The 25,879-nt window shown below is 41.8% G+C and carries 24 protein-coding genes; 20 read left to right on the forward strand and 4 right to left on the reverse strand.

The window, feature by feature from the left end:
* Window positions 1-1,357: 1,357 nt before the first annotated feature.
* The 20 genes from D8803_RS09940 (at window position 1,358) to D8803_RS04820 (ending at window position 22,629) form a co-directional block, all read left to right on the forward strand.
* Window positions 1,358-2,128 carry an LPXTG cell wall anchor domain-containing protein gene (locus D8803_RS09940; RefSeq protein ID WP_317842871.1) on the forward strand — a complete coding sequence of 257 codons (771 nt, stop codon included), beginning with the start codon at window positions 1,358-1,360 and terminating at the stop codon, window positions 2,126-2,128.
* A 649-nt stretch (window positions 2,129-2,777) separates the two neighbouring features.
* On the forward strand, window positions 2,778-4,736 hold the full coding sequence (locus D8803_RS04730; protein ID WP_131200410.1) for a peptide ABC transporter substrate-binding protein: 1,959 nt from the start codon (window positions 2,778-2,780) through the stop codon (window positions 4,734-4,736).
* 145 nt (window positions 4,737-4,881) lie between these two features.
* Window positions 4,882-5,976: a cystathionine gamma-synthase gene (locus tag D8803_RS04735; protein ID WP_131200411.1), complete on the forward strand. Its 1,095-nt coding sequence runs from the start codon at window positions 4,882-4,884 to the stop codon at window positions 5,974-5,976.
* A 7-nt stretch (window positions 5,977-5,983) separates the two neighbouring features.
* Window positions 5,984-7,150, forward strand: coding sequence for a MalY/PatB family protein (locus D8803_RS04740; RefSeq protein WP_131200412.1), 1,167 nt, complete (start codon window positions 5,984-5,986; stop codon window positions 7,148-7,150).
* Window positions 7,151-7,242: 92 nt separating this feature from the next.
* Window positions 7,243-10,338, forward strand: coding sequence for a DEAD/DEAH box helicase (locus D8803_RS04745; RefSeq protein ID WP_131200413.1), 3,096 nt, complete (start codon window positions 7,243-7,245; stop codon window positions 10,336-10,338).
* A 47-nt stretch (window positions 10,339-10,385) separates the two neighbouring features.
* Window positions 10,386-10,997, forward strand: coding sequence for a cystathionine gamma-synthase (locus tag D8803_RS04750; RefSeq protein ID WP_131200414.1), 612 nt, complete (start codon window positions 10,386-10,388; stop codon window positions 10,995-10,997).
* A gap of 11 nt (window positions 10,998-11,008) precedes the next feature.
* Window positions 11,009-12,343 carry a UDP-N-acetylmuramate--L-alanine ligase gene (gene murC, locus D8803_RS04755; RefSeq protein WP_131200415.1) on the forward strand — a complete coding sequence of 445 codons (1,335 nt, stop codon included), beginning with the start codon at window positions 11,009-11,011 and terminating at the stop codon, window positions 12,341-12,343.
* Between the two features lie 10 nt (window positions 12,344-12,353).
* Window positions 12,354-12,833 carry a GNAT family N-acetyltransferase gene (locus tag D8803_RS04760; RefSeq protein WP_131200416.1) on the forward strand — a complete coding sequence of 160 codons (480 nt, stop codon included), beginning with the start codon at window positions 12,354-12,356 and terminating at the stop codon, window positions 12,831-12,833.
* Complete coding sequence (locus D8803_RS04765) at window positions 12,830-13,318, forward strand: GNAT family N-acetyltransferase (protein WP_131200417.1); 489 nt, start codon at window positions 12,830-12,832, stop codon at window positions 13,316-13,318. Before D8803_RS04760 ends, D8803_RS04765 begins: the two co-directional genes overlap by 4 nt.
* A 62-nt stretch (window positions 13,319-13,380) precedes the next feature.
* Window positions 13,381-15,075 carry an endolytic transglycosylase MltG gene (mltG, locus tag D8803_RS04770; protein WP_131200418.1) on the forward strand — a complete coding sequence of 565 codons (1,695 nt, stop codon included), beginning with the start codon at window positions 13,381-13,383 and terminating at the stop codon, window positions 15,073-15,075.
* A 63-nt stretch (window positions 15,076-15,138) separates the two neighbouring features.
* A complete protein-coding gene (greA, locus tag D8803_RS04775) occupies window positions 15,139-15,621 on the forward strand; it encodes a transcription elongation factor GreA (protein WP_038805600.1) in 483 nt (160 codons plus the stop codon).
* A gap of 76 nt (window positions 15,622-15,697) precedes the next feature.
* Entirely contained in the window at window positions 15,698-17,062 is a 1,365-nt protein-coding gene (locus D8803_RS04780) for an amino acid permease (RefSeq protein ID WP_190316798.1), read from the forward strand.
* A gap of 101 nt (window positions 17,063-17,163) precedes the next feature.
* On the forward strand, window positions 17,164-17,574 hold the full coding sequence (locus D8803_RS04785) for a GNAT family N-acetyltransferase (protein WP_131200419.1): 411 nt from the start codon (window positions 17,164-17,166) through the stop codon (window positions 17,572-17,574).
* A 59-nt stretch (window positions 17,575-17,633) separates the two neighbouring features.
* Entirely contained in the window at window positions 17,634-18,230 is a 597-nt protein-coding gene (locus D8803_RS04790; protein ID WP_131200420.1) for an HAD family hydrolase, read from the forward strand.
* A gap of 149 nt (window positions 18,231-18,379) precedes the next feature.
* Window positions 18,380-18,589 carry a helix-turn-helix transcriptional regulator gene (locus D8803_RS04795; RefSeq protein WP_038805946.1) on the forward strand — a complete coding sequence of 70 codons (210 nt, stop codon included), beginning with the start codon at window positions 18,380-18,382 and terminating at the stop codon, window positions 18,587-18,589.
* Window positions 18,579-19,052, forward strand: coding sequence for a DUF6773 family protein (locus D8803_RS04800; RefSeq protein WP_131200421.1), 474 nt, complete (start codon window positions 18,579-18,581; stop codon window positions 19,050-19,052). Before D8803_RS04795 ends, D8803_RS04800 begins: the two co-directional genes overlap by 11 nt.
* A complete protein-coding gene (locus D8803_RS04805) occupies window positions 19,042-19,530 on the forward strand; it encodes a DUF6773 family protein (protein WP_131200422.1) in 489 nt (162 codons plus the stop codon). Before D8803_RS04800 ends, D8803_RS04805 begins: the two co-directional genes overlap by 11 nt.
* A 116-nt stretch (window positions 19,531-19,646) precedes the next feature.
* Window positions 19,647-21,107, forward strand: coding sequence for a nicotinate phosphoribosyltransferase (locus tag D8803_RS04810; protein ID WP_131200423.1), 1,461 nt, complete (start codon window positions 19,647-19,649; stop codon window positions 21,105-21,107).
* On the forward strand, window positions 21,104-21,928 hold the full coding sequence (gene nadE / locus D8803_RS04815) for an ammonia-dependent NAD(+) synthetase (RefSeq protein ID WP_131200424.1): 825 nt from the start codon (window positions 21,104-21,106) through the stop codon (window positions 21,926-21,928). The genes D8803_RS04810 and nadE overlap by 4 nt, the downstream gene beginning before the upstream one ends.
* Before the next feature lie 155 nt (window positions 21,929-22,083).
* Window positions 22,084-22,629, forward strand: coding sequence for a GNAT family N-acetyltransferase (locus D8803_RS04820; RefSeq protein ID WP_131200425.1), 546 nt, complete (start codon window positions 22,084-22,086; stop codon window positions 22,627-22,629).
* A gap of 59 nt (window positions 22,630-22,688) precedes the next feature.
* Here D8803_RS04820 and D8803_RS04825 read toward each other — a convergent pair whose 3' ends face one another.
* From D8803_RS04825 to D8803_RS04840, 4 genes are read right to left on the reverse strand one after another with little or no spacing between them, the layout of a single operon-like run.
* The gene (locus tag D8803_RS04825; RefSeq protein ID WP_131200426.1) at window positions 22,689-23,144 is read right to left on the reverse strand and encodes an 8-oxo-dGTP diphosphatase; all 456 of its coding nucleotides are present in this window, start codon (window positions 23,142-23,144) and stop codon (window positions 22,689-22,691) included.
* 9 nt (window positions 23,145-23,153) lie between these two features.
* On the reverse strand, window positions 23,154-23,675 hold the full coding sequence (locus tag D8803_RS04830; protein ID WP_000400041.1) for a DUF1697 domain-containing protein: 522 nt from the start codon (window positions 23,673-23,675) through the stop codon (window positions 23,154-23,156).
* Window positions 23,676-23,688: 13 nt separating this feature from the next.
* Window positions 23,689-24,870, reverse strand: coding sequence for an NAD(P)/FAD-dependent oxidoreductase (locus D8803_RS04835; RefSeq protein WP_004246837.1), 1,182 nt, complete (start codon window positions 24,868-24,870; stop codon window positions 23,689-23,691).
* 57 nt (window positions 24,871-24,927) lie between these two features.
* Window positions 24,928-25,773 (reverse strand): DegV family protein, encoded by an 846-nt coding sequence (locus D8803_RS04840; RefSeq protein ID WP_061416416.1) that lies wholly within the window; start codon window positions 25,771-25,773, stop codon window positions 24,928-24,930.
* Between the last annotated feature and the right edge of the window lie 106 nt (window positions 25,774-25,879).

The following is a 25,879-nucleotide window of genomic DNA, read 5'->3' on the forward strand; positions in this document are numbered from 1 at the left end:
CACAAGCTTGAGCAACAGCGTGTCTGCTTCAATCAGTGCTTCAGTATCAGCAAGCACAAGCATGAGCAACAGCGTATCTGCCTCAATCAGTGCTAGCCAATCAGCAAGCACAAGCTTGAGCAACAGTGTATCTGCTTCAATCAGTGCATCTGAATCAGCAAGCACAAGCTTGAGCAACAGTGTATCTGCTTCAATCAGTGCAAGCCAATCAGCAAGCACAAGCATGAGCAACAGCGTNTCTGCNTCAATCAGTGCANNNNAATCAGCAAGCACAAGCTTGAGCAACAGNGTGTCTGCTTCAATCAGTGCTTCAGTATCAGCAAGCACAAGCATGAGCAACAGCGTNTCTGCCTCAATCAGTGCTAGCCAATCAGCAAGCACAAGCATGAGCAACAGCGTATCTGCTTCAATCAGTGCTAGCCAATCAGCAAGCACAAGCTTGAGCAACAGCGTATCTGCCTCAATCAGTGCATCTGAATCAGCAAGCACAAGCTTGAGCAACAGTGTATCTGCTTCAATCAGTGCATCTGAATCAGCAAGCACAAGCATGAGCAACAGTGTATCTGCTTCAATCAGTGCAAGCCAATCAGCAAGCACAAGCTTGAGCAACAGCGTGTCTGCTTCAATCAGTGCAAGCCAATCAGCAAGCACAAGCTTGAGCAACAGTGTGTCTGCTTCAATCAGTGCTTCAGTATCAGCAAGCACAAGCATGAGCAACAGCGTGTCTGCCTCNATCAGTGCTAGCCAATCAGCAAGCACAAGCATGAGCAACAGCGTATCTGCCTCAATCAGTGCATCTGAATCAGCAAGCACAAGCTTGAGCAACAGTGTATCTGCTTCAATCAGTGCTTCAGTATCAGCAAGCACAAGCATGAGCAACAGCGTGTCTGCCTCAATCAGTGCTTCAGTATCAGCAAGCACAAGCTTGAGCAACAGCGTGTCTGCATCAATCAGTGCTAGCCAATCAGCAAGCACAAGCTTGAGCAACAGCGTAAGTGCATCAATCAGTGCAAGCCAATCAGCAAGCACAAGCTTGAGCAACAGCGTGTCTGCATCAATCAGTGCATCTGAATCAGCAAGCACAAGCTTGAGCAACAGCGTGTCTGCATCAATCAGTGCATCTGAATCAGCAAGTACAAGCTTGAGCAACAGCGTGTCTGCATCAATCAGTGCATCTGAATCAGCAAGTACAAGCTTGAGCAATAGCGTGTCTGCATCAATCAGTGCTTCAGTATTAGCAAGCACAAACTTGAACAACAGCGTATCTGTTTCAATCAGTGCATCTGAATCAGCAAGCACAAGCTTGAGTAACAGCGTAAGTACATCTACATCACTTAGCAATAGCGTTTCAAGCAGTTTGAGTACAAGTGCGTCACAACAATCTAACTCATTCAGCTACAGTAAGGGTGATCCAACAAGCGAATCTAAGCCAGAGTTTAACCTTCCTAGCTACCTTGAATCTGTAAGTGCAAGTGACTCAGTTTCACTTAGCAAATCAGTAAGTGTATCATTGAGCGATAGTACTTCAGCATCAATCAGCGCAAGTGAGTCAGTCTCAACAAGCGCAAGCTTGAGTGACAGCGTTTCTGCCTCAATCAGTGCAAGCAACAACTCAGGTAGCGGTTCAGGTTCAACAAGCACAAGCAATGACTCAGCAAGTCAATCAGCTTCAGCATCTGTATCAGCTAGCCAATCAACTAGCGCATCAGTATCTGCAAGCCAATCAGCTTCAATCAGTGCAAGTAACAACTCAGGTAGCGGTTCAGGTTCAACAAGCACAAGCAATGACTCAGCTAGCCAATCAGCTTCAGCATCTGTATCAGCTAGCCAATCAGCTTCAATCAGCACAAGTGAATCAGTTTCAACAAGCACAAGCTTGAGCGACAGCGTAAGCACCTCAGCTAGCTTGTCTGACAGTGCTTCAATCTCAAGCGCTTTGAACCACTCACAAGCTCCTGCACAACAACCTGCTGCACCAGGACGCTCAAACGGTAGAAAACTTCCAAATACAGGAACTGCAAGTAACCAATTTGCTGGTCTTGGATTAGGAGTAGCTGTCTTGGCAACTGCCTCTCTTCTTGGCAAGAAGAAGAAATCAGCAGCTTCTGAGATGGATTTAGAAGACTAAGTCCCAGAAATCGATTAAAATGAAATTGCTGATATCATTTTAGCGATGAAAACAAGAACCCCGGATGGCTCAAGGCTATCTGGGGTTTTTGGTTCTTTGTCAACTGTGGAGAGTGACATCTAATTAAGCATAAGAGAGAATCAGATTGCTTTTCTCTCTTTTTTAACATTCAAAGTGACGAGAATCGTCATTCTAAAATTTTTGAAGTTTTGAAAATCAAATACTAGACATCTTATGTTCTTACTGATTGATTCCAACTTGGTATTGGAACCAAGGGATTCAAAGATATTATTGATATAGGATTTAGATTTAAGAAAAGTTTGAAATAGCGTCTGAAAAGGGGGATGCCTCGTCAATTTTATTTTTGATGAACTTCCATTTCTAAACGCTCTAAAGAACTTAATTATGTCTTACTGGTTATTAATCACCGCCAAAGAGAATATCCGAATTATAAGGCAGTTTTTAAAGCACTTAAGAATAAGAGGTAAAAATATTACATTACGCATTGCATATCTCTAACGAAATAGATAAAAATCTAAAATTTGTAGAGAAAATAATATAATTTCGACCTTTTGTGACAGAAATTACTTGACTAAATAAAACTAAAGCTGTATAATAAGACAAAACTTTTAAACAGGAGGTTCTGGAAATGAAAAAGTCTAAGGCCAAGTATCTGACACTTGCAAGTGTCGTGTTAAGCGCAGGTATCTTACTGAGCGCATGTGGAAATTCAAGTAGCGCTACTAAAACATATAACTATGTTTATTCGAGCGATCCATCTAGTTTGAACTATCTTGCAGAAAACCGTGCAACAACCAATGACATCGTGACCAATTTGGTGGATGGGTTGATGGAAAATGACCAATACGGTAACTATGTTCCATCATTGGCAGAGGATTGGACTGTTTCTCAGGACGGTTTGACCTATACTTACAAATTGCGTAAGGATGCAAAATGGTATACTTATGAGGGTGAAGAATACGCTCCTGTAACGGCCCAAGACTTTGTGACAGGTTTGAAATATGCTGCTGATAAAAAATCCGAAGCCTTGTACCTGGTTCAAGACTCGGTAGCAGGTTTGGATGACTATATCAACGGGAAAACAACTGACTTTTCAACTGTCGGTGTTAAGGCGATTGACGACCAAACGGTTCAGTACACTTTGACACGTCCAGAATCTTATTGGAATTCTAAAACAACTTCAACCATTCTCTTCCCTGTCAATGCAGATTTCTTAAAATCAAAAGGGGATGACTTTGGTAAGGTAGACCCTTCTAGTATTTTGTACAATGGACCTTTCTTGATGAAATCGTTTGTTTCAAAATCTGTTATCGAATTCAAGAAAAATCCCAACTACTGGGATGAAAAAAATGTCTTTGTGGATGATGTGAAATTGGCCTATTATGATGGTAGTGACCAAGATGCACTAGCACGTAACTTTGTAGAAGGAGTATACAGCTATGCGCGTCTCTACCCAAATAGCTCAAGCTTTGAAGGCATTAAAGAGAAGAACAAGGATAACATCATCTATAGTATGCAAAACGCAACTTCTTATTACTTGAACTTCAACTTGGACAGAAAGTCTTATAACTTCACGTCTAAATCTTCAGATATCGAAAAGAAATCAACCCAAGAAGCAGTTCTGAATAAAAACTTCCGTCAAGCCTTCAACTATGCTTATAACCGTACAGCCTATGGAGCACAATCTCAAGGGGAGGACGGAGCAACAAAGATTATTCGTAACTTGGTTGTACCTCCTACGTTTGTAAGTATCAACGGAAAAGACTTTGGCGATGTTGTTTCAGAAAAGATGGTCAACTATGGCCAAGAATGGCAAGGAATCAACTTTGCGGACGCACAAGATCCATACTACAATCCTGACAAGGCTAAAGCTAAATTTGCAGAAGCTAAGAAAGAATTGGAAGCTAAGGGTGTGCAATTCCCAATCCACTTGGATGTATCTGTAGACCAATCAGCTAAAAAAGGTGTACTTGAAGCAAGTTCTTTGAAACAATCCATCGAATCTGTTCTAGGAGCTGAGAATGTAGTTATCGATATCCAACAATTATCAACAGATGACTTTGACAACTCTAGCTACCTCGCTCAAACTGCAGCTCAAAAAGACTTTGATATCTATAATGGCGGTTGGAGTGCGGACTACTTGGATCCATCAAGTTATCTTGATATCTTAAATGTCAATAACGGTGGTATGTTGCAAAACATTGGTCTAGAACCAGGTGAGGTCAATGACAAGGCTAAGGCAGTTGGACTGGATACTTACACTCAAATGTTAGAAGAAGCGAACAAGGAGCAAGATCCAGCGAAACGTTATGAAAAATATGCAGAAATTCAAGCTTGGCTCGTTGATAGCGCCCTTGCAATTCCAAACGTTTCCCTTGGTGGAACACCTAGCTTGAGAAAGACAGTTCCATTCTCAGCACCATTCTCACAAGCAGGAAATAAGGGTGTGGAATCATACAAGTATCTCAAGTTGCAAGATAAGACTGTAACGGCTGATGAGTATGAAAAAGCTAAAGAAAAATGGCTGAAAGAAAAAGAAGAATCAAATAAGAAAGCCCAAGAAGACTTGGTAAAACACGTTAAATAACCGGTCTATTCAACAGGAAAAGCGATAGTTTCTCAAGGAACTATCGCTTTTATATAGTTTGAAACTATAACTAGCTCTTGAAAAGAAGAAAATGAGTTGGTGAAAATAAATGATACAATAGTTACTATAGATTTGGAGGTATTGTATGAGTAAAGAACGACACATCAACACAATTTTGGCCCAGGCGGGAATTAAGTCAGATAAGGCGACAGGTGCCTTGGTAACGCCGCTTCATTTTTCAACAACTTATCAGCATCCAGAATTCGGTCAGTCTACTGGTTTTGACTATACGCGTACTAAAAACCCAACTCGCAGTAAGGCGGAGGAAGTCTTGGCTGCAATTGAATCAGCAGACTATGCCCTAGCGACGAGCTCAGGTATGGCTGCGATTGTACTGGCTTTTAGTGTTTTTCCAGTGGGAAGTAAAGTCTTGGCAGTGCGTGACCTTTATGGTGGTTCTTTCCGTTGGTTCAACCAAGTGGAGCAAGAAGGCCGTTTCCATTTTACCTATGCTAATACTGAAGCAGAGTTGATTGCTGAGCTGGAAAATCATGTGGATGTTCTCTACATCGAAACGCCAACCAATCCTTTGATGTTAGAATTTGATATTGCAAAACTAGCCCAAATAGCTCACGCTAAGGGTGCCAAAGTAGTCGTAGACAATACCTTCTATAGTCCGATTTACCAACGACCAATCGAAGATGGTGCAGATATTGTTCTTCATTCGGCTACCAAATACCTATCAGGGCACAATGATGTTTTGGCTGGGGTAGTTGTGACTAATAGTTTAGAACTATATGAACAACTGTTCTACAATCTCAATACGACAGGTGCTGTCTTGTCTCCATTTGATAGTTATCAGTTGATTCGTGGTCTTAAGACCTTGTCTCTGCGTATGGAACGTTCTACAGCGAATGCTCAAGAAGTGGTTGCCTTTTTGAAGAATTCTCCAGCAGTCAAGGAAGTGCTCTATACAGGACGTGGGGGTATGATTTCCTTTAAAGTAGTGGATGAGAAACGTATTCCTCATATTTTAAACAGCTTAAAGGTCTTCTCTTTTGCAGAAAGTTTGGGTGGGGTAGAGAGTCTGATCACCTATCCAACGACGCAGACCCATGCGGATATTCCAGCAGAAGTGCGCCATTCTTATGGATTGACAGATGATCTTTTGCGTTTGTCTATTGGTATTGAGGATGTTAGAGATTTGATTGCGGATTTGCGCCAAGCCTTGGAAGGATAAGACAAAGATGGGAAAATATGATTTTACAAGCCTGCCCAATCGTTTTGGACATCATACCTATAAATGGAAAGAGGCGGAAGCTGAACGAGAAATTCTACCAGCCTGGATAGCGGATATGGACTTTGTAGTCTTACCTGAGATTCGACAAGCCGTACAAACCTATGCGGATCAGTTGGTCTATGGTTATACTTATGCAAGCGACGCTTTGATTGAATCGGTTCAGGACTGGGAAGCCAGTCAACACGGGTATCGCTTTGATAAGGATGCCCTCGTCTTTATCGAGGGTGTAGTACCAGCTATTTCAACAGCCATTCAAGCCTTTACAAAAGAAGGAGAGGCTGTTCTGATTAACACACCGGTCTATCCACCTTTTGCCCGCAGTATCAAACTGAACAATCGCAGATTGATTACCAATTCTTTGGTGGAAAAGGATGGGCTGTTTGAGATTGACTTTGACCAGCTGGAGAAGGAATTGGTAGAAGAGGATGTGAAGCTTTATATCCTTTGCAATCCCCACAATCCTGGTGGACGTGTTTGGGAAAAGGAAGTGTTAGAAAAGATTGGCCATCTCTGCCAAAAACATGGTGTTTTGTTGGTTTCAGATGAGATTCACCAAGATTTGGCTCTCTTTGGTCACAAACACCAGTCTTTTAATACCATTGATCCAGACTTTAAAGACTTTGCCCTTATTTTGAGTAGTGCCACTAAAACCTTTAATATTGCTGGAACGAAAAATTCCTATGCTGTCATTGAAAATCCAAAGCTTCGTGTGGCTTTCCAAAAACGCCAGTTGGCCAATAACCAGCATGAAATTTCAGGCTTGGGTTATTTGGCGACAGAAGCTGCCTACCGTTATGGCAAGGACTGGTTAGGAGAGTTAAAAGAAGTCATCGAGGACCACATTAACTATGTAGTGGATGTTTTGAGCAAAGAAACCAAGATTAAGGTCATGAAACCGCAAGGTACCTACTTGATTTGGCTTGATTTTTCAGCCTATGACCTAACGGATGACCGCTTGCAAGAGCTTTTGAAGAATGAAGCCAAGGTTATCTTGAACCGAGGTTTGGACTTTGGAGAGGAAGGAAAGCTACATGCCCGCCTCAATGTAGCCATGCCGAAGTCAGTACTGGAAGAGGTTTGCCAACGCATCGTGACCACTTTTGCTACTCTTTAAAAATCCAGCCTTCTAGGAGAAAAGTCTTCCTAGAAGGCTATTTTCGTAGGGGAAAATGTGGTATAATGAAAAGATAAGATAAAGGGGTAACTATGGCTAAATTGATTCCGGGAAAGTTGCGCATGGAGGGGGTTACACTCTATGAAACAGGCAATATTGAGATTATCAAGGAAAAAGGGAATCGCCTCTATACTCGTGTTGCGGGAGAAGACTTGCGCTACAGTTTAGAGGATGATCTTGTTTTTTGTGCTTGTGATTTTTTCCAAAAAAGAGGTTACTGTGTTCACCTCGCAGCGCTCGAGCATTATCTGAAAAATGATGAAGAAGGCCAGGTGATTTTACAAGCTTTAGAAAAAGGACATGAAGAGCAAGAAGAGGTCGAAACCAAGGTTAGTTTTGGTGGTAGTTTTTTGGAGCGTATCCAACCTCAGAAGAGAGAGAAAATCTACACTTTGTCGGCTCAAGGCCAGGTGGAAGCTGGAACCAATCGCCTCCTTTGGACTCTCCGAATCGGTTTGCTTGAGAGTCAAAAATATTACGTCATCCGTGATATTCCACTCTTTTTGAAGGTCTTAGTCCACCGAAAGCCATATATGATTGGGAAACACTACGAGAATGACTTGTCTTGGGATGCTTTTGATATAGCTAGTCAAGAAGTTCTTACTTTTTTACGGGGCTTGATTGAGGAGGGGCTCAGTCAGGAACTCTTTTTCCCAAATCAAGGTCGTCACCTCTTTTTTCCTCTGACCTTTTTTGAGCAGGGTGTGGAGTTGCTGATGAACTTGAAAGATTTTCATTTTGAACACCAGATTATTTGTTATGAAAATCTTCTCTTTCATGATTTAGATCCTGATGCAGAACTGTTCTCTTTTTCCGTGCAGGAGTATCCAGATTATTTTGAGATGGAGATCTCTGAAAATGAGCGAGTCAACGTATTCTATGGGGGAGCAGTTCTCTTTCGTAAGGGGAATTTTTATCTCTTAAATCCTAAACAAATCAGCTTACTAAAGGAAATCAAGGAGCTTCCTCAGGAGGAAAGAGGGGGGAAATGCCTCCAGTTTGACAACAGTGATCGTGATCGCCTAGCCGCCTGTCTGCCTTTGTTTGGATTGCTAGGAACAGTGTCTGCCCCCGAACGTTTGCAAATACAATCCTTTTCACCCATCTTTTACTTTGATAGGGAGGATGACGACCGCATCCGCTTGGATATCCAGTTTGACTATGGAGATGTTAAGGTGACTAGTCGTCAACAGTTGGAACAATTACCATTTTCAAGCGATGCCGTCTTGGAAAACCAGCTATTTCAAGTCTGTTTAGGGGCTGGGTTTGAGGCTGATTTTCAGTCTTGGAGACAGGCTTTGAAGCCAGAAACGGTTTATTCTTTCTTTCACCATACGATTCCAGCTTTTGAGAAGTTGGGTCAGGTTTTCTTGTCTGATGAGATGAATCAGCTCTACAGTGTCCAAGCTCCTCAGGTTCAGATTGAGTCCAAGGGAGGACTGTTGGAAATCCAATTTGATTTCCAAGGGATCGCCCAAGAAGAGATTGATCAAGCTCTTAAAGCCCTGACCAGCAATCAGGATTTCTATATCAGTTCTTCTGACCAAGTGTACTTTTTTGATGAGGAAACCAAGCAGATTCGTCAAAATTTGCAGGAACTGGGGGTTGAGCTAAAAGATGGTTCTTTTCAAGCGCGAAAATCTCTGGCTTATAGCCTTTCTCAGCTTTTCGAAGGTCGAGACAGGATTTCCTTCTCGGAAGAATTCCAGCATTTAGCTCATGATTTGACCCATCCAGAGGACTTTCCTTTGGGAGATATACGGGTTCAGGCGAATTTAAGAGACTACCAGGAAAAGGGTGTTCGTTGGCTCCAGATGCTTCATCACTATGGTTTTGGTGGCATTCTGGCAGATGATATGGGGTTGGGCAAAACACTGCAAACTATCGCTTTTTTGACTAGTCAGGTGACAGAAGATAGTCGGGTCTTGATTTTAGCTCCGTCAGGTTTGATCTACAACTGGGCAGATGAATTCAGGAAATTTGCCCCACAGTTGGATGTGGCTGTTGTTCATGGTTTAAAAGCGAATCGAGAAGCGATTCTTTCTGAAAATCACCAAATCTATGTGACTAGCTATGCCACCTTTCGTCAAGACAGCGAGCTTTATCAAGAGATGGCTTTTGATTTTCTCTTCTTAGATGAAGCCCAGGTCATGAAAAATGCTAAAACCAAGATTGCCCAGAGTTTGCGCCAGTTTGTGGTGCCAGCAGTCTTTGCTTTGTCAGGTACGCCCATCGAAAATCATTTAGGAGAGTTGTGGTCTATCTTTCAAATTGTGCTACCGGGGCTCTTGCCAAGTAAAAAGGAGTTTATGAAATTACCGGCTGACCGAGTCGCGCAGTTTATCAAACCCTTCGTCATGAGGCGTAAGAAAGAAGAAGTTCTTACAGAACTGCCTGATCTGATCGAAGTCGTCTATAAAAATGAACTGGAAGACCAACAGAAGGCTATCTATCTAGCCCAGTTGCAACAGATGCGAGACCGCCTAGCGCAAGTGACAGATCAAGAATTCCAGAGAAGTCGGGTAGAAATCTTATCTGGTCTCATGCGTTTGCGCCAGATCTGCGATACGCCAGCCCTCTTCATGGACGATTACCAAGGAGCTAGTGGTAAATTGGATAGCCTTCGAGATTTATTGCTACAAGTGGCTGATGGTGGGCATCGGGTCTTGATTTTCTCCCAGTTCAAAGGAATGTTGGAAAAAATCGAGAAAGAACTCCCGGACTTGGGCTTGACCTCCTTCAAAATCACAGGTTCAACTCCTGCTCATGACAGACAGGAGATGACCAAGGCCTTTAACCAAGGGGAGAGAGATGCCTTTCTCATCTCCCTTAAGGCGGGTGGTGTTGGTCTCAACCTAACGGGAGCTGATACGGTTATTTTGGTTGACCTCTGGTGGAATCCCGCTGTCGAAGCCCAGGCTATCGGACGTGCCCATCGTATGGGACAGGAGCAGAAGGTAGAGGTTTATCGTTTGATTACCAAGGGTACTATTGAAGAAAAAATTCAAGAACTTCAAGAGCAGAAAAAACATTTGGTTTCCCAAGTTTTAGATGGTACGGAGTCGCGTGCGAGCCTCAGTCTAGCAGAAATTCGTGAAATTTTGGGAATTTCTGAAGCCAGCACTTGAAAAATCAAGACAATACGCTATAATGAAGTGTTGAAAGGAAATACAAAATGAAACAAGATCGATTTCCATTGGTGTCAGATGATGAGATCATGCTGACCGAAATGCCAGTCATGGACTTGTACGATGAGTCAGACTTTATTAGCAATATCAAAGGTGATTACCGCGATAAGAACTATTTGGAATGGTCTCCTATCAATGAGGAAGAAACCGTAGTTTCTCCAGTGGTTAAAAAGGAGTCAAAGCCGAGCCCAGAACCTAAAAAAGTTGAAAAAACGTATGCTGAATTGGCTCGAGAAGAGGCGCGTGCGGATCTGAAAAAGAAACGTTCAGCCAAGTATTTGACTCAGGATGTTAGTCATACCAGACGACACAATGGTTCAACACTTGTTCGTCAAGGAAACCAACCAACAGCACCATTCCAAAAGGAAAATCCAGGTGAGTTTGCCAAGTTTAGCAAAAACTTGATCCAGTCTCACTATATTCTAGCTGAAGAGGTTGACCAAGTGGCGACTCCAACTCCGAAAACCCAAACGGGAAAAAATAAAAAGAACAACTATGATTTTCTAAAGAAGAGTCAAATCTATAATAAAAAGAATAAGCAAACAGAACAGGAACGTCAGGTTGCCCAAGAGTTGAATCTGACAAGAATCACTGAATAAGGGAGAAAAGCATGTCAAAAACATATCATTTTATTGGAATCAAGGGATCAGGGATGAGTGCCTTGGCCTTGATGTTACACCAAATGGGGCATAAGGTTCAAGGATCAGACGTTGAAAAGTACTACTTTACACAACGTGGTTTAGAGCAGGCAGGAATTACCATTCTTCCGTTTGATGAAAAGAATCTGCAAGGCGATCTAGAGATTATCGCTGGAAATGCCTTTCGTCCAGATAATAATGTTGAAGTTGCCTACGCTGATCAAAATGGCCTCAGCTACAAACGTTACCATGAATTTCTAGGGAGCTTTATGCGTGACTTTGTCAGCATGGGAGTGGCAGGAGCACATGGGAAAACTTCAACGACTGGTATGTTGTCACACGTCTTGTCTCACATCACAGATACGAGCTTTTTGATTGGTGACGGGACAGGTCGTGGTTCTGAAAATGCTAAATATTTTGTCTTCGAATCAGACGAATACGAGCGCCATTTTATGCCTTACCACCCAGAATATTCTATTATCACCAACATTGACTTTGACCATCCAGACTACTTTACTAGTCTAGAGGATGTTTTCAATGCCTTTAACGACTATGCTAAACAAATCACTAAAGGTTTGTTTGTCTATGGTGAGGATGCTGAGTTGCGTAAGATTACGGCAAATGCACCGATCTACTATTATGGTTTTGAAGCTGAGGGAAATGACTTTGTAGCTAGCGATCTTCTTCGTTCAACAACTGGTTCGACCTTCACTGTTCATTTCCGTGGACAAGATCTGGGTCAATTCCACATTCCAACCTTTGGTCGTCACAATATCATGAATGCAACAGCTGTTATTGGATTGCTTTACACAGCAGGATTTGATTTGAACTTAGTGCGTGAACACTTGAAAACATTTGCCGGTGTTAAGCGTCGTTTCACTGAGAAAATCGTTAATGATACGGTAATCATCGATGACTTTGCCCACCATCCAACAGAAATTATTGCGACCTTGGATGCTGCTCGTCAGAAATACCCAAGCAAGGAAATCGTGGCAATCTTCCAACCCCATACCTTTACTAGAACCATTGCCTTGTTAGATGATTTTGCACAAGCCTTGAATCAGGCAGATGCCGTTTACCTAGCTCAAATCTATGGATCAGCCCGTGAGGTGGACCATGGTGACGTTAAGGTAGAAGACCTAGCAAGCAAGATCACGAAGAAAAACCAAGTCATCACAGTCGAAAATGTATCTCCACTCCTTGACCATGACAATGCTGTTTACGTCTTTATGGGAGCAGGAGATATCCAAACCTATGAGTACTCATTTGAACGTCTCTTGTCAAACTTGACAAGCAACGTCCAATAAGGAAAACCAAATGGAAATCCCAATCACTATAAGGCAAGCAACCTTATCAGATCTAGATGAAATGTTGGCGATTGAAGAAGCCAATTTTTCAGCAGAAGAGGCAGTGAGTCGACAATCCTTAGAAGAGAGTATCCGCAAGACTGCGGGTACCTTTCTTGTAGCTAGAGATGAAAACCAGCTTGTGGGCTATATTCTTGGGGCTGAATTGTCAGGAACTCACACTCAAACAAGCGCGAGCCTTGAAATCAAGCATCTAGCCATTCATCCAGACCGTCTTGGGCAAGGTTTGGGAACTCTTCTCCTTGCCAGCTTGAAACAAGTGGCTGTAGAAGGAGGAGTCAAGTGCCTTCGCCTGACTTGCCCTGATGACCTCCTCTCTTACTTTGAGATGAATGGCTTTGTTGAGGAAGGAGTGCCAGAGGCTTTGTACGCAAGATCTTCGGGATGGGATCTGATTTGGGCTAACCCTTTTTATCAGGAGGAAATATGAAAATCAGACAAGCAAGATTTTCGGATTTAGATCGGATTTTAGCGATAGAGCTGGAGAATTTCTCCTTTGAAGAAGCCATTCCTCGATCGGTCTTTGAGGCGCACTTACGTGAAATTCAGACCAGTTTTCTTGTAGCTGAAAGGGAGGGACGTATCCTTGGGTATATTGAAGGTCCAGTCGTCCCATATCGCCATCTACAAGATCAGTCCTTTACAGAAGAAATAAAAGACTATAGCCATCGACCTGGAGGCTATATCTCTGTGACTTGTCTCTCCATAGCTAAGGAGGCACAAGCTTTGGGCGTGGGAAAAAGACTGTTAAGGGCTCTGAAAGAAGTCGCTTTAGAACATGAACGAGAAGGCATTAACCTGACTTGTCATGATTATCTTATCTCATATTATGAGAAACATGGTTTTGTCAATGAAGGACTATCCCAATCTACCTATGCAGGTGAGACCTGGTATAACATGGTTTGGAAGCCTTGAAAACAAGAAATATAGTTGGAGAAAGGTATATTTTGTTGCTTTTCTGCGACTTTTAAGATATAATGTTATGGATTGCCAACAAGGAGGTAAAGCTTTTGAGCGAGAAATCAAGAGAAGAAACGTTAAGCTTTAAAGAACAGATTTTACGCGATTTAGAGAGAGTCAGAGAGAGAGAAAGAAAGGGGAAAGAAGAGGAAAGTCCGACCACCCCAACTCCATCTTCTCAAGTAACTCCACCCGCTCCTTCTGAACAAGAACCAAATCTTGCCACAGAAGGTTTAATGGTAGACTCTCTGTCAACTGTGGATGAAATCCTAAAAAATGCCCCAAGTGTACCATCACGTCCAAGTTTTGAATCAAGCGAAGTGACAGGACCAGAGCCAGAAGAGTCAAAACTAGAAGAGTCTGCACCAGCCAAGATTGATGCTGTAGAGCCTAAAAAGGAAGACAAAGAGTTTAACACTACTCCAACTAAAGTGGCTGTTTCCTATAAAACGGATGATAATAAAGAAGAATCAGTCCCTCCTGTTGTGGAGAATGTAGTCCCTGCTCCAGTTGAGAAAGTTGATAACCTAGCGGATGCTCCACGACGCAGTCGTCGTGAAGGAACAAAGCCAGCTAAGAAAAAGAAGAAATCAAAAGCTAAAGGCTGTTTGCTAACTTTCCTAGTTCTCCTAGTGCTCGTAAGTATTGGTGGCTTCTTTGGTTATGGATACGTTCAAGAATCCTTGAAACCTGTTGATGCAAGTTCTAAGGACTATGTGACAGTTCAAATTCCAGAAGGTTCAAATATTCAAGAAATTGGGAGCACTTTGGAAAAATCTGGTTTGGTAAAACATGGACTTATCTTTAGCTTTTATGCTAAATATAAGGGCGCAGACTTAAAATCAGGTTATTACAACTTGAAGAAGAGCATGAGTACGGATGAATTGATCCAAGAATTGCAAAAGGGGGGAACTCCTGAACCTCAAGAACCAGCTCTTGCAAGCCTGACAATTCCAGAAGGATATACATTAGAGCAAATCGCTCAAACAGTAGGACAACTTCAAGGTGAATTTAAAGAACCTCTTACAGCGGATGCTTTCTTGGCAAAAGCTCAAGATGAGACCTTTATCTCTCAAGTAGTAGCCAAGTATCCAAACTTGCTTGGAAGTCTACCAACAAAAGATAGCGGGGTTCGTTATCGCCTAGAAGGTTACCTTTTCCCAGCAACTTATACCATCAAAGAAAGCACTACAGTTGAAAGTTTGATTGATGAGATGTTAGCTGCTATGGATAAGGCTATGTCACCATATTACGCTACGATCAAAGAAAAGAATCTGACTGTCAATGAATTGCTCAGTATCGCTTCTCTTGTTGAAAAAGAAGGTGCCAAGACAGAAGATCGCAAGAAGATTGCTGGTGTCTTCTATAACCGCTTAAACCTCGGTATGCCGCTTCAAAGTAATATCGCTATCCTGTATGCCCAAGGCAAGCTTGGTCAAAAGATTAGTCTAGCGGATGACGCTGGAATTGATACAACGATTGATTCACCATACAATGTTTACACACACCTTGGCCTCATGCCTGGACCGGTAGACAGTCCAAGTCTGGATGCCATCGAAGCAAGTGTAAATCAGACAAAGAGTGACTACTTATACTTTGTAGCCAATGTCGAAGATGGTAAAGTGTACTTTGCAACGACCAAAGAAGAACATGATCAAAACGTTGCAGAACACATCAATAGCAAACTGACACAATCAAGTAGTTCAAACTAAAATTATGTGGTTTTCCACATAATTTTGTTTTAAAAACAAATTAAGAAAAGAAAGTTGAGAAAAATGGCAGAAAAAACTTACCCAATGACCCTTGAAGAAAAGGAAAAACTAGAAAAAGAATTAGAGGAGTTGAAACTCGTTCGACGTCCTGAAGTGGTAGAACGCATCAAAATTGCTCGTTCATACGGAGATCTTTCAGAGAACAGTGAGTACGAAGCAGCCAAGGATGAACAAGCTTTTGTTGAAGGACAAATTTCAAGCTTGGAAACTAAAATCCGCTATGCTGAAATCGTTAATAGCGATGCAGTTGCCCAAGATGAGGTAGCAATCGGTAAGACTGTAACGATCCAAGAAGTCGGTGAAGATGACGAAGAAGTCTATATCATCGTCGGTTCTGCAGGTGCAGATGCTTTTGCTGGTAAGGTTTCAAATGAGAGCCCGATTGGGCAAGCCTTGATCGGTAAAAAGACTGGTGATACAGCGACCATTGAGACACCAGTTGGTAGCTATGATGTCAAAATCTTAAAGGTTGAAAAAACAGCCTAAATAGGATGAAAAAGGAGTAGTGGAGGTCTTGTCTTGCTCAACTCCTTTTTGGTTTTTTGAATAAATAGGAGACTATATGAGTGAAAATAAGAAGAAAAATAAAATGGAGCGTGGATTAACCAATCGCCACGTTCAGGTGATGGCCATTGCTGGGACAATCGGAACAGGACTTTTCCTAGGTGCTGGTCGTTCTATCAGCCTTACTGGACCTTCTATCATCCTGATTTACATGATTACAGGAGCCTTTATGTTTTTGATGATGAGGGCTGTTGGAGAGATGCTCTACCAGGATCCAGAACAGCATACTTTTATCAACTTTATCACCCGTCATTTGGGGAAAGGCTGGGGGTATTTCTCGGTATGGTCTTATTGGTTGTCTGTCGTCTTTATCGGTATGGCAGAAATCACTGCGATTTCGCATTATGTTCAGTTTTGGTTTCCTAGCTGGCCTAGTTGGTTGATTCAGATTGTCTTTTTAACGATTTTGGCCTTGGTCAATCTGATTGCGGTTAAGCTCTTTGGAGAAGTCGAGTTTTGGTTTGCAATGGTTAAGATTGTGGCTATTTTAGCTATGATTGCAACAGGAGTCTTTATGGTTTTGACAGGATTTGAGACGCCGCATGGGGCTGCAAGTTTGGCAAACATCAGCGACCAGTTCTCCCTTTTTCCAAATGGAGTTATGAACTTTGTCATGGCCTTTCAAATGGTATTTTTTGCCTATCTGATGATTGAGTTTATCGGAGTGACAACCTCTGAAACGAAGAATCCTCGTCAGGTTTTGCCAAAAGCAGTTAAAGAAATTCCTCTCCGAATTGTCTTTTTCTATGGTGGAGCCCTATTGGCCATTATGTCTATCATTCCCTGGAGAGAACTTGCTTCTTCAGATTCACCATTTGTAACGGTTTTTGAGCTGGCAGGTATCAAGTGGGCAGCAGCTCTGATTAACTTTGTCGTTTTGACGTCGGCAGCATCTGCTCTTAATTCAACCCTCTACTCAACAGGTCGGCATTTGTACCAGATTGCTCATGACTCGCCCAATCGCTTCTTAAAAGCTATTAAGGCAGATACCCTTTCTCGTCACAATGTTCCACAAAATGCCATCATTGCTTCGGCAATTTTAATTGCTCTGGCGGCCTTTATCAACATTTTGCCAGGTGTTTCCGATGCCTTTGCTTTGATTACGGCGTCCTCATCAGGTGTTTACATCGCGATTTATATCTTGATCATGGTGGCTCATCTAAAATACCGCAAGTCACAAGACTTCATGGCGGATGGCTACCTCATGCCCCACTACCGTTTTCTAAATCCTTTAACCATGCTCTTCTTTATCTTTGTCTTTGTAACTCTCTTTTTACAAGAGTCTACTTTCATGGGGGCGGTTGGTTCTGCCATCTGGATTATCGGTTTCGGAATTTATAGCCAGTGGAAATTTAGAAAATAACTCATGAACTCATCAACTCAGCTTGGTGAGTTTTTTTCTAGTTTGACAGTCTATTGAAATAAGATTATAATCAAGCTGTAGCAGTTTATTAGGAGGTTTGGATGCACGTTAGATTGGAAAATAAGGCGTCCCAGAAAGCGCAAAAAATAGGGGATTTGATTCGTGTTTATAATCGTTCCAAAAGAGAAGAGGCTGAAAGCGAGCCACTGAACCTTTATGTTGAAGATGAAAAGGGCAATCTCTTGGCGGGCTTAGTAGCAGAGACTTTCGGAAATTGGCTAGAAATCGAGTATTTATTTGTAAAAGAGGAACTGCGAGGGCAAGGAATCGGTTCAAAACTATTGGAGCAAGCTGAAAATGAAGCTAAGAATCGAAACTGTCGTTTTGCTTTTGTCAATACTTACCAGTTTCAGGCGCCAGATTTTTATAAAAGGCATGGCTACAAGGAAGTCTTTACCTTGCAAGACTATCCCTATACAGGACAAAGATACTATTACCAAAAGGATTTGTAAGCTAAATATGAAAGTATAAATCAAAGAGGAAATCTTCACATCACTATGGAGCTGGGTTAATGGATATAATATTGGATATGGGCAACGTTTTATTAGAATGGAACAAGGATAAGATTTTACAAGGTGTTTCAGATACGAAGGAAGAATATTTGATTTTAGATAAGGCCATTTTTCAGTCGGGGCTTTGGGAAAGATTAGATCTTGGGACTATGACGAGAGAAGAGTTGGTGCTTAAAGTTGTGTCAATGATTGGCAGGACCTATCAAAAGAAGGTCGAAGAAGTTATCTGGAATTGGCCTAGCCACATTGACATTTATACGGAAGTCTTTCCTGTCTTGTCAGAACTAAAGAAAAAGGGGCATCGCATCTTTGTCTTGTCCAATACCTCAAAGGTATTTTATGACTTGCTGGAAGAGCAACTATATCCCTTAAAAGAACTTTTGGATGGTTTCGTCTTATCCTGTGATATAAAAGCTATAAAGCCTGATTTGGTAATGTTTGAGGAGATTCTCGACAAATATCAGTTAGATCCTACAAATTGTGTTTTTCTAGATGATATTGAGGACAATACAATGGCAGCTGAGAAATTGGGCATCAAGGCCTATCAGGTCAAGAAAAGAAGTGATGTCGTTGATATTTTGAAATCCTATATTTAAATTCAGAACTCTCTATTATTTTGTGATAGAGAGTTTTTTTGTTAATAAAATGTTACAAAATGAAATTTATATATTGCATTAAGTTAGATATATGGTATAATGTTTTTAAAAAGAAGCGCAACTTTTTAAAAATGTGAAGGAGGACACTAGTGGCTAAAAATTTAAAATTAAAATTAGCTCGGGTGGAGCGTGATTTAACACAAGGGGATTTGGCAGAGGCTGTAGGGGTTACGCGACAGACTATTGGCCTGATTGAAGCTGGGAAATATAATCCGAGTCTCTCGCTCTGTCAGTCCATTTGCAGATGCTTAGGCAAAACTTTAGATCAATTATTTTGGGAGGAAGAAGATGAAGAATAGAAAAAAACTTGTGATCAAAGATGAACGTACGGAAAAATTGGATGGAAAGATTTCAGGAGAAATTCTCTTGGGAATGTGCCTATTTTTGGCACTGGAAATTTTTGTCAAAGTTTATATTTTCAATTTAACACTTCTATCCTATTTACCAGAATTACTTTTATTGATCGGAGTTGGTTTGTATGCCATTATTCGCCGCATGTATGTAGGAATTGATATTCGAGATATTGTTGAGAATACTGGAAAAGAAAGAATTTTATCTGCTTTGGGATTTTCTATAGTGATTTTACTGATTGATATCGTAGGTAATCGCGAGGAAATGGTCAGTCTATTGACTTGGAAGTACTCCCTAAAAGTGGTCCTAGCAGTTGTCATCTATCTCGTTGGGAGTTATTCTATGGATAGAGTTATCCTATACTTGAATCGCAGAAATCAGCAAGTTTGGGAGGAAAAAGATGAAAAATAGATTCTTTTATTATCATTTACTAGACGAAAGGGAAGAGCAACTGATGAATAAAGCGGGGGCTGAAAGTTTCTATATCTCTATAGCTTTCTTGCTTTTATCTTATATGATTGCAGTATTAGCACCAAGTCTTTTTAATCCGAGAATGATTCTCATCACTATCATTATTGGAGCTTCTTACTTTTTCGGCCGTGCTCGAGATTTGGGTGTGAACTACTATAGTCGTTTTCATTTTACGATTGTAGGGTGTTTGTTGGTAACTCTCGCTATTACGACTCTTTTGATGTTGCAGAATTATCAATTCAACATAGAAATTTATCAGCACAATCCTTTGAACGTTAAATACTTATCTGCTTGGGTGCTTACTTATCTGCTTTACCTTCCTTGGGTTTTTATCGGCAATCTCGGTCTTAAAAGTTATGGAGAATGGGCTCAGAAAAAGTTTGAGAAAGATATGGATGAGCTGGAGAGTGGAGAATAGCTTGTTAGTTTTTTATCAATCTCGGTAAAATGTGTTATAATAGTACTAATTTATCGGACGGTGTGAAAGTGCTAGAATACGTTCATGCCTTTGTAAAGAAGGAAGAAGGAAAACAGATGTATCCAGATGATAGTTTGACATTGCACACGGACTTGTACCAAATCAATATGATGCAAGTTTACTTTGACCAAGGGATTCACAATAAAAAGGCGGTTTTTGAAGTTTATTTCCGCCAGCAACCTTTTCAGAACGGCTATGCAGTTTTCGCTGGTTTGGAAAGAATTGTGAACTATCTTGAAGACTTGCGCTTTTCAGATAGCGATATTGCCTACTTGGAGACGCTTGGGTATCATGGAGAATTCTTGGATTACCTCCGCAATCTCAAGTTGGAGTTGACGGTTCGTTCTGCCCAAGAGGGAGATTTGGTATTTGCTAATGAACCGATTGTACAGGTGGAAGGCCCTCTAGCCCAATGTCAATTGGTCGAAACGGCTCTCTTGAACATCGTTAACTTTCAAACCTTGATAGCGACCAAGGCAGCACGTATTCGTTCGGTCATTGAGGATGAACCCTTGATGGAGTTCGGGACACGTCGTGCGCAAGAAATGGATGCAGCTATCTGGGGAACACGCGCAGCCGTGATTGGTGGAGCCAATGGAACTAGTAACGTGCGAGCAGGGAAGCTCTTTGGTATTCCAGTATTGGGGACTCATGCCCATGCCTTGGTACAGGTTTATGGAAACGACTATGAAGCCTTCAAGGCTTATGCGGCGACTCATCGTGATTGTGTCTTTCTAGTAGATACTTATGATACGCTTCGTATCGGTGTGCCAGCTGCCATTCAGGTGGCGCGTGAGCTGGGTGATCAGATTAACTTTAAAGGCGTTCGTATCGACTCTGGGGATATTGCCTACATTTCCAAGAAAGTCCGTCAGCAACTGGACGAGGCTGGATTTACAGAGGCTAAGATTTATGCTTCCAATGACCTTGATGAAAATACTATCCTCAATCTCAAGATGCAAAAGGCCAAGATTGATGTCTGGGGTGTGGGAACCAAGCTGATTACAGCCTATGATCAGCCAGCTCTTGGGGCAGTTTATAAGATTGTAGCTATCGAAGATGAGAATGGTCATATGCGCAATACCATCAAACTGTCCAATAATGCTGAAAAAGTGTCTACGCCAGGTAAGAAGCAGGTATGGCGCATTACCAGTCGTGAAAAAGGCAAGTCAGAAGGTGACTACATCACTTATGATGGTGTTGATGTGAGCGACATGACAGAAATCAAGATGTTCCATCCAACTTATACCTATATCAAAAAGACCGTTCGAAATTTTGATGCCGTTCCTCTCTTGGTGGATATTTTCAAAGAAGGAACATTAGTTTACAACCTGCCTAGTTTGACTGAGATTCAGTCCTATGCTCGCAAAGAATTTGACAAACTTTGGGATGAGTATAAACGGGTACTTAATCCGCAACACTATCCAGTGGACTTGGCGCGTGATATTTGGCAAGATAAGATGGACTTGATTGATAAGATGCGCAAGGAAGCCCTTGGTGAAGGAGAAGAAGAATGAGTTTGCAAGAGACCATTATCCAGCAACTGGGCGTCAAACCAGTGATTGATGCCCAGGAAGAAATCCGTCTTTCAATTGATTTCTTAAAGAGATACTTGAAAAAACACCCTTTCCTTAAAACCTTTGTACTAGGGATTTCTGGGGGTCAGGATTCAACATTGGCAGGGCGCTTGGCGCAATTAGCTATGGAAGAAATGCGAGCAGAGACAGGAGATGACAGCTACCAATTTATCGCTGTCCGCCTGCCATATGGCGTGCAAGCTGATGAAGCAGATGCTCAAAAAGCCCTCGCTTTCATCCAACCAGATGTCAGCTTGGTTGTGAATATCAAGGAATCAGCTGATGCCATGACAGCTACAGTTGAAGCGACAGGAAGTCCTGTTTCAGACTTTAACAAGGGCAATATTAAAGCTCGTAGTCGTATGATTGCCCAATATGCCCTTGCGGGTGCCCATAGCGGAGCGGTCATTGGAACAGACCATGCTGCGGAAAATATCACAGGATTCTTTACTAAGTTTGGTGATGGTGGTGCAGACATTCTCCCTCTTTATCGCCTCAATAAACGCCAAGGAAAACAACTTTTGAAGGAACTTGGTGCAGACCCAGCACTTTATGAAAAAATCCCAACAGCAGATTTGGAAGAAGAAAAACCAGGTATTGCAGACGAAGTCGCTCTTGGAGTCACTTACAATGAGATTGATGACTACCTAGAAGGCAAAATCATCAGTCCAGAAGCTCAAGCAACCATCGAAAACTGGTGGCACAAAGGCCAACACAAACGCCACCTACCCATCACAATTTTTGATGACTTTTGGGAGTGAAAAACTCCAGTGGAGGTTTTCAGCCCGAGTCTAGAAACGGGAAAACGAGGAACCTCCAGTGGAGGTTTTTACCCTGAGCCTAGAAATGAGAAAGCGAAGAAGGTCCGGGGGACCTTTTTAGCTTGAGCCTTAAGCTTAGAAAGCGAGGTAACATTATGAAAGCAATCGGTACGCAAATGTTACAGACAGAACGTTTAATATTGAGAAGATTTGTGGAGAGTGATGCGGAAGCCATGTTTCAAAATTGGGCTTCGTCTCCTGAGAATCTGACCTATGTCACCTGGGATCCTCATCCTGATGTTGAAGTGACTCGGAACTCGATTCGCAATTGGGTCGCCTCTTATGACAATCCTAACTATTATAAATGGACGATTTGTCTCAAAGAAAAACCAGAGCAAGTGATAGGAGATATCAGCATCGTTGAGGTGAATGAGAACGATTCTAGTTGTGAAATTGGCTATATTTTAGGTAAAACCTATTGGGGCCGTGGTATGATGACAGAGGCCTTGAAAGCTGTGTTAGACTTTTGTTTTACTCAAGCAGGTTTTCAAAAGGTCAGAGCTCGTTACGCCAGTCTTAACCCAGCTTCAGGCCGTGTGATGGAGAAGGCTGGAATGACCTACCTAAAAACCATTGCCAATGGGGTTGAGAGAAAAGACTACGTTGCGGACCTTATTTATTACCAGATTAAAAAAAACTAAGAAATGACCTGAGCTTCAAAATTTAANTTTTGAAGCTCAGGTCATTTTCTTCTGCTCTTTTATTTTAACTCATAAAGCCAGTCATCGCCGTCTTTATAGTAAAAGAATTCACTGAGATCCTCTTCTAGAAACACACGAAGCATATCAGACATATCATCGGTTGCAAGTTTTAGATGAGATAGATTGTCAAAATCCTCCCACCAGACTTTCCCTTCGTCTGAAGATTGGAGTTCACCAGTAAAGTGTTCTGTCTTGTAAAAAAGGACGACATACCGATAATCCTCGTCATCGTACCAGTCTTTGATACCACAAAGTTGAGGTTTGGATATGGTTAGTCCAGTTTCTTCCTTGACTTCTCTGATAACTGCATCGGTAAAAGATTCCCCACGCTCTACATGACCACCGGGAAAGGTAATACCGGGCCAGTCGGGACTAACTCGATCTTGAACCAGAACCTTATCTCCGTTTTTAATCATGCACATGTTGACAAATTCGACTGTTTCGCGTCTGTTCATCTTGTTCTCCTATTTTGTTAGTAACTTTTCCACTACATTTAGCTTTCTCATGGTCAGATCCACGCCAAACAGTTTTTCAAGATAGTTGGTATTGAGCTTTTTTCGTTTTGCAGTTCTAGGGAGATAGAGGTAGAGACAGTGATCGCCTACACAAATTTCTTCCTCACCGTAGTCAGCTTTCAAATTTTCTAATGGCAGACTTTGGATAAATCCCTGATAAAGGATCACATGCACACGATCATGAAGATAGTCTTCTCTAAACGGATTCTCATGAACAATCTTTTCAAAATCATTCTTATTCTTGATAACCATTTTTAAGTCGGCCCCAATTTTTTCCTTTATCAGAGTATGAACACGTTCTCGTATTTCTTCTAAATCTAAGTCACTTTCAAGAATGATATTCCCACTTTGAATATAGGTTCGAACGTGCTGAAACCCAGCTTCTGTTAAAATATCTATCAAATAAGACATTTTCGGGATAGCATTTTTTCCATTAGGAGTAATGCCTCTCAGTAAAATAATATGTTCCAAAGAACTTCCTTTCTTACTTGGTATTTATTGGATTGGAGCCTGCCACCCAGCCGGTACAGAGGGCAGAAGTGATGTTAAAGCCACCCGTGTGGGCATTGATATCCAGTACCTCGCCTGCAAAGTGGAGGCCGGGAACGAGCTTACTTTCCAGAGTTTTGGGATTGATTTCCTTGAGACTGACACCACCTTTGGTGACAAAGGACTTGGCAAGAGACATTTTTCCAATCACAGGGATTTTGAGTGCTTTGATGGACTGGAGAAGTTGTTCCCGTTCTTTTTCAGTTAGCTGTTTGACTTTTTCAGGATAGCCTTGAACCAAAAATTCTGCCAAGCGTTCTGGAAGCAAGGTTTTTAAAGCATTTTTTAAAGATTTTTCCCGATGTTCTTCTAAAAAGTTTGCCAAATCCTGCTGACTCATTTGAGGCAAAACATCCAGTGAAATAACCTCCCCACCTTTGACAAAACTAGACATGCGCAGGGCAGCAGGGCCAGATAAACCAAAGTGGGTAAAGAGCAGATCATGAGTGATGACATGCTTGCCATAACTTAAGGCCACATCGTCCAGCGAAATCCCCTGAAGCGCTTTGTGAGGAAGATCTGTCAACAATGGACTTTCAGCGGCTTCAAGCTCGGTAATCGTATGTTTAAAATGACGGGCAATCTCATGACCAAAACCAGTCGAGCCTGTAGAAGGATAAGATTTACCACCAGTTGTGACAATCAGTTTATCACAAGTGAAGGTTTGGTCTGCGGACTTGAGGACAAACTGGTTATCCACCTTTTTAACCGAAACAATCTCTGTTTGGGTAGCGACTTGACCACTGAGTTCAGTGATTTTCTTCTCCAAAGCTTCGATAATGGTCTGAGACTTGTCGCTAGCAGGAAAGACGCGTCCGTGGTCCTCGACCTTAAGTTTGACTCCATTTTCCGTAAAAAAGTTGATGATATCATGGTTATTAAACTGAGAGAAGACACTATATAGAAAGCGCCCATTCCCAGGGATGCCAGCCAGTAGGTCGTCTAGAGTTCCATTGTTGGTTACATTACAACGACCACCACCAGTTCCAGCTAATTTTTTTCCAAGTTTGCGATTTTTTTCGATGAGAAGAGTTTTCTGACCATAAAAGCTACTGGAAATCGTAGCCATCATGCCAGCAGGCCCTCCACCGATAACAATAGTATCAAAATGTTTCATAGCTCTATTGTACCACAAAAAACAAGAGATGCTTGGCATCTCTTGTTACGGATGATCTTAGTTAATTTCATATCCCATTAACAAACCGCCATCTTCTGCATAAAAACTGCAGAGACCAGATGTTGGGAGGATTTTGATATTGGCTTGTGGGAATGTTTCCAGCAAGCGTTCTGACAATTGCTGACAGAATTTTTCATTGCTGCGATGAGCAATGACGATACGACCACCAGCATAGCCAGCCTTGATGAGTTCTTCATAGGCTGCTTGAAGAGACTTTTTAGCACCACGAGCCTTTTGAAGAAGCTCTAAGGTTCCAGTTTCACTTGCTTCCCCGACCATACGGATGTTGAGAAGACCAACGACTGTACCGATAAGCTTACTTAAACGGCCATTTTTTACCAAGTTATCAACCTTAGCGAGGACAAAGAGCAATTTTGTTTTTTCTTGGTAAGCTGTGATAGCTTCAACAATTTCCTCATGAGAAAGTCCTTGGTCAATCAAGTCATTGATTTTTTCGACAATCAAGTCAACCTCCCCACCTGCAGATAAACTATCAATCACATGAATCTGAGTGTCAGGGTGTTCTTCGAGGTAGATGTTTTTAGCGAGCTGTGCACTGTTATGGCTACCAGAAAGAGTACCAGTGATGGTAACGACAAAGATATGCTTAGCACCTTCAAATGCACGCAAGTAATCATCAGGGCTAGGGCAAGCTGATTTTGAAGCCTCAGAAGTCGCATACATGGTTTTCATCATGTAGTCAATGTCGAGATTGGCATCATCAATAAAGACCTGATCAGCCACTTGAATAGTTAAAGGAACACTGACAAATTCAGTATCGATAGCGGGAGTTACCAATTGACGATAATCACAACCAGAGTCAGCTACAATCTTCCAAGTCATAGAAATTCTCCATCTTTGTCACTTATACATTGACAAAGGTTCTGTCTTTTTTTACAATTATATCATGAAAGCCCTTGAAACAAAAGTACCACCTCTCTGTTGTCAC

Origin of the sequence: Streptococcus oralis (assembly GCF_003943385.1) — a bacterium.
Taxonomy (GTDB): Bacteria; Bacillota; Bacilli; order Lactobacillales; family Streptococcaceae; genus Streptococcus; species Streptococcus oralis_CA.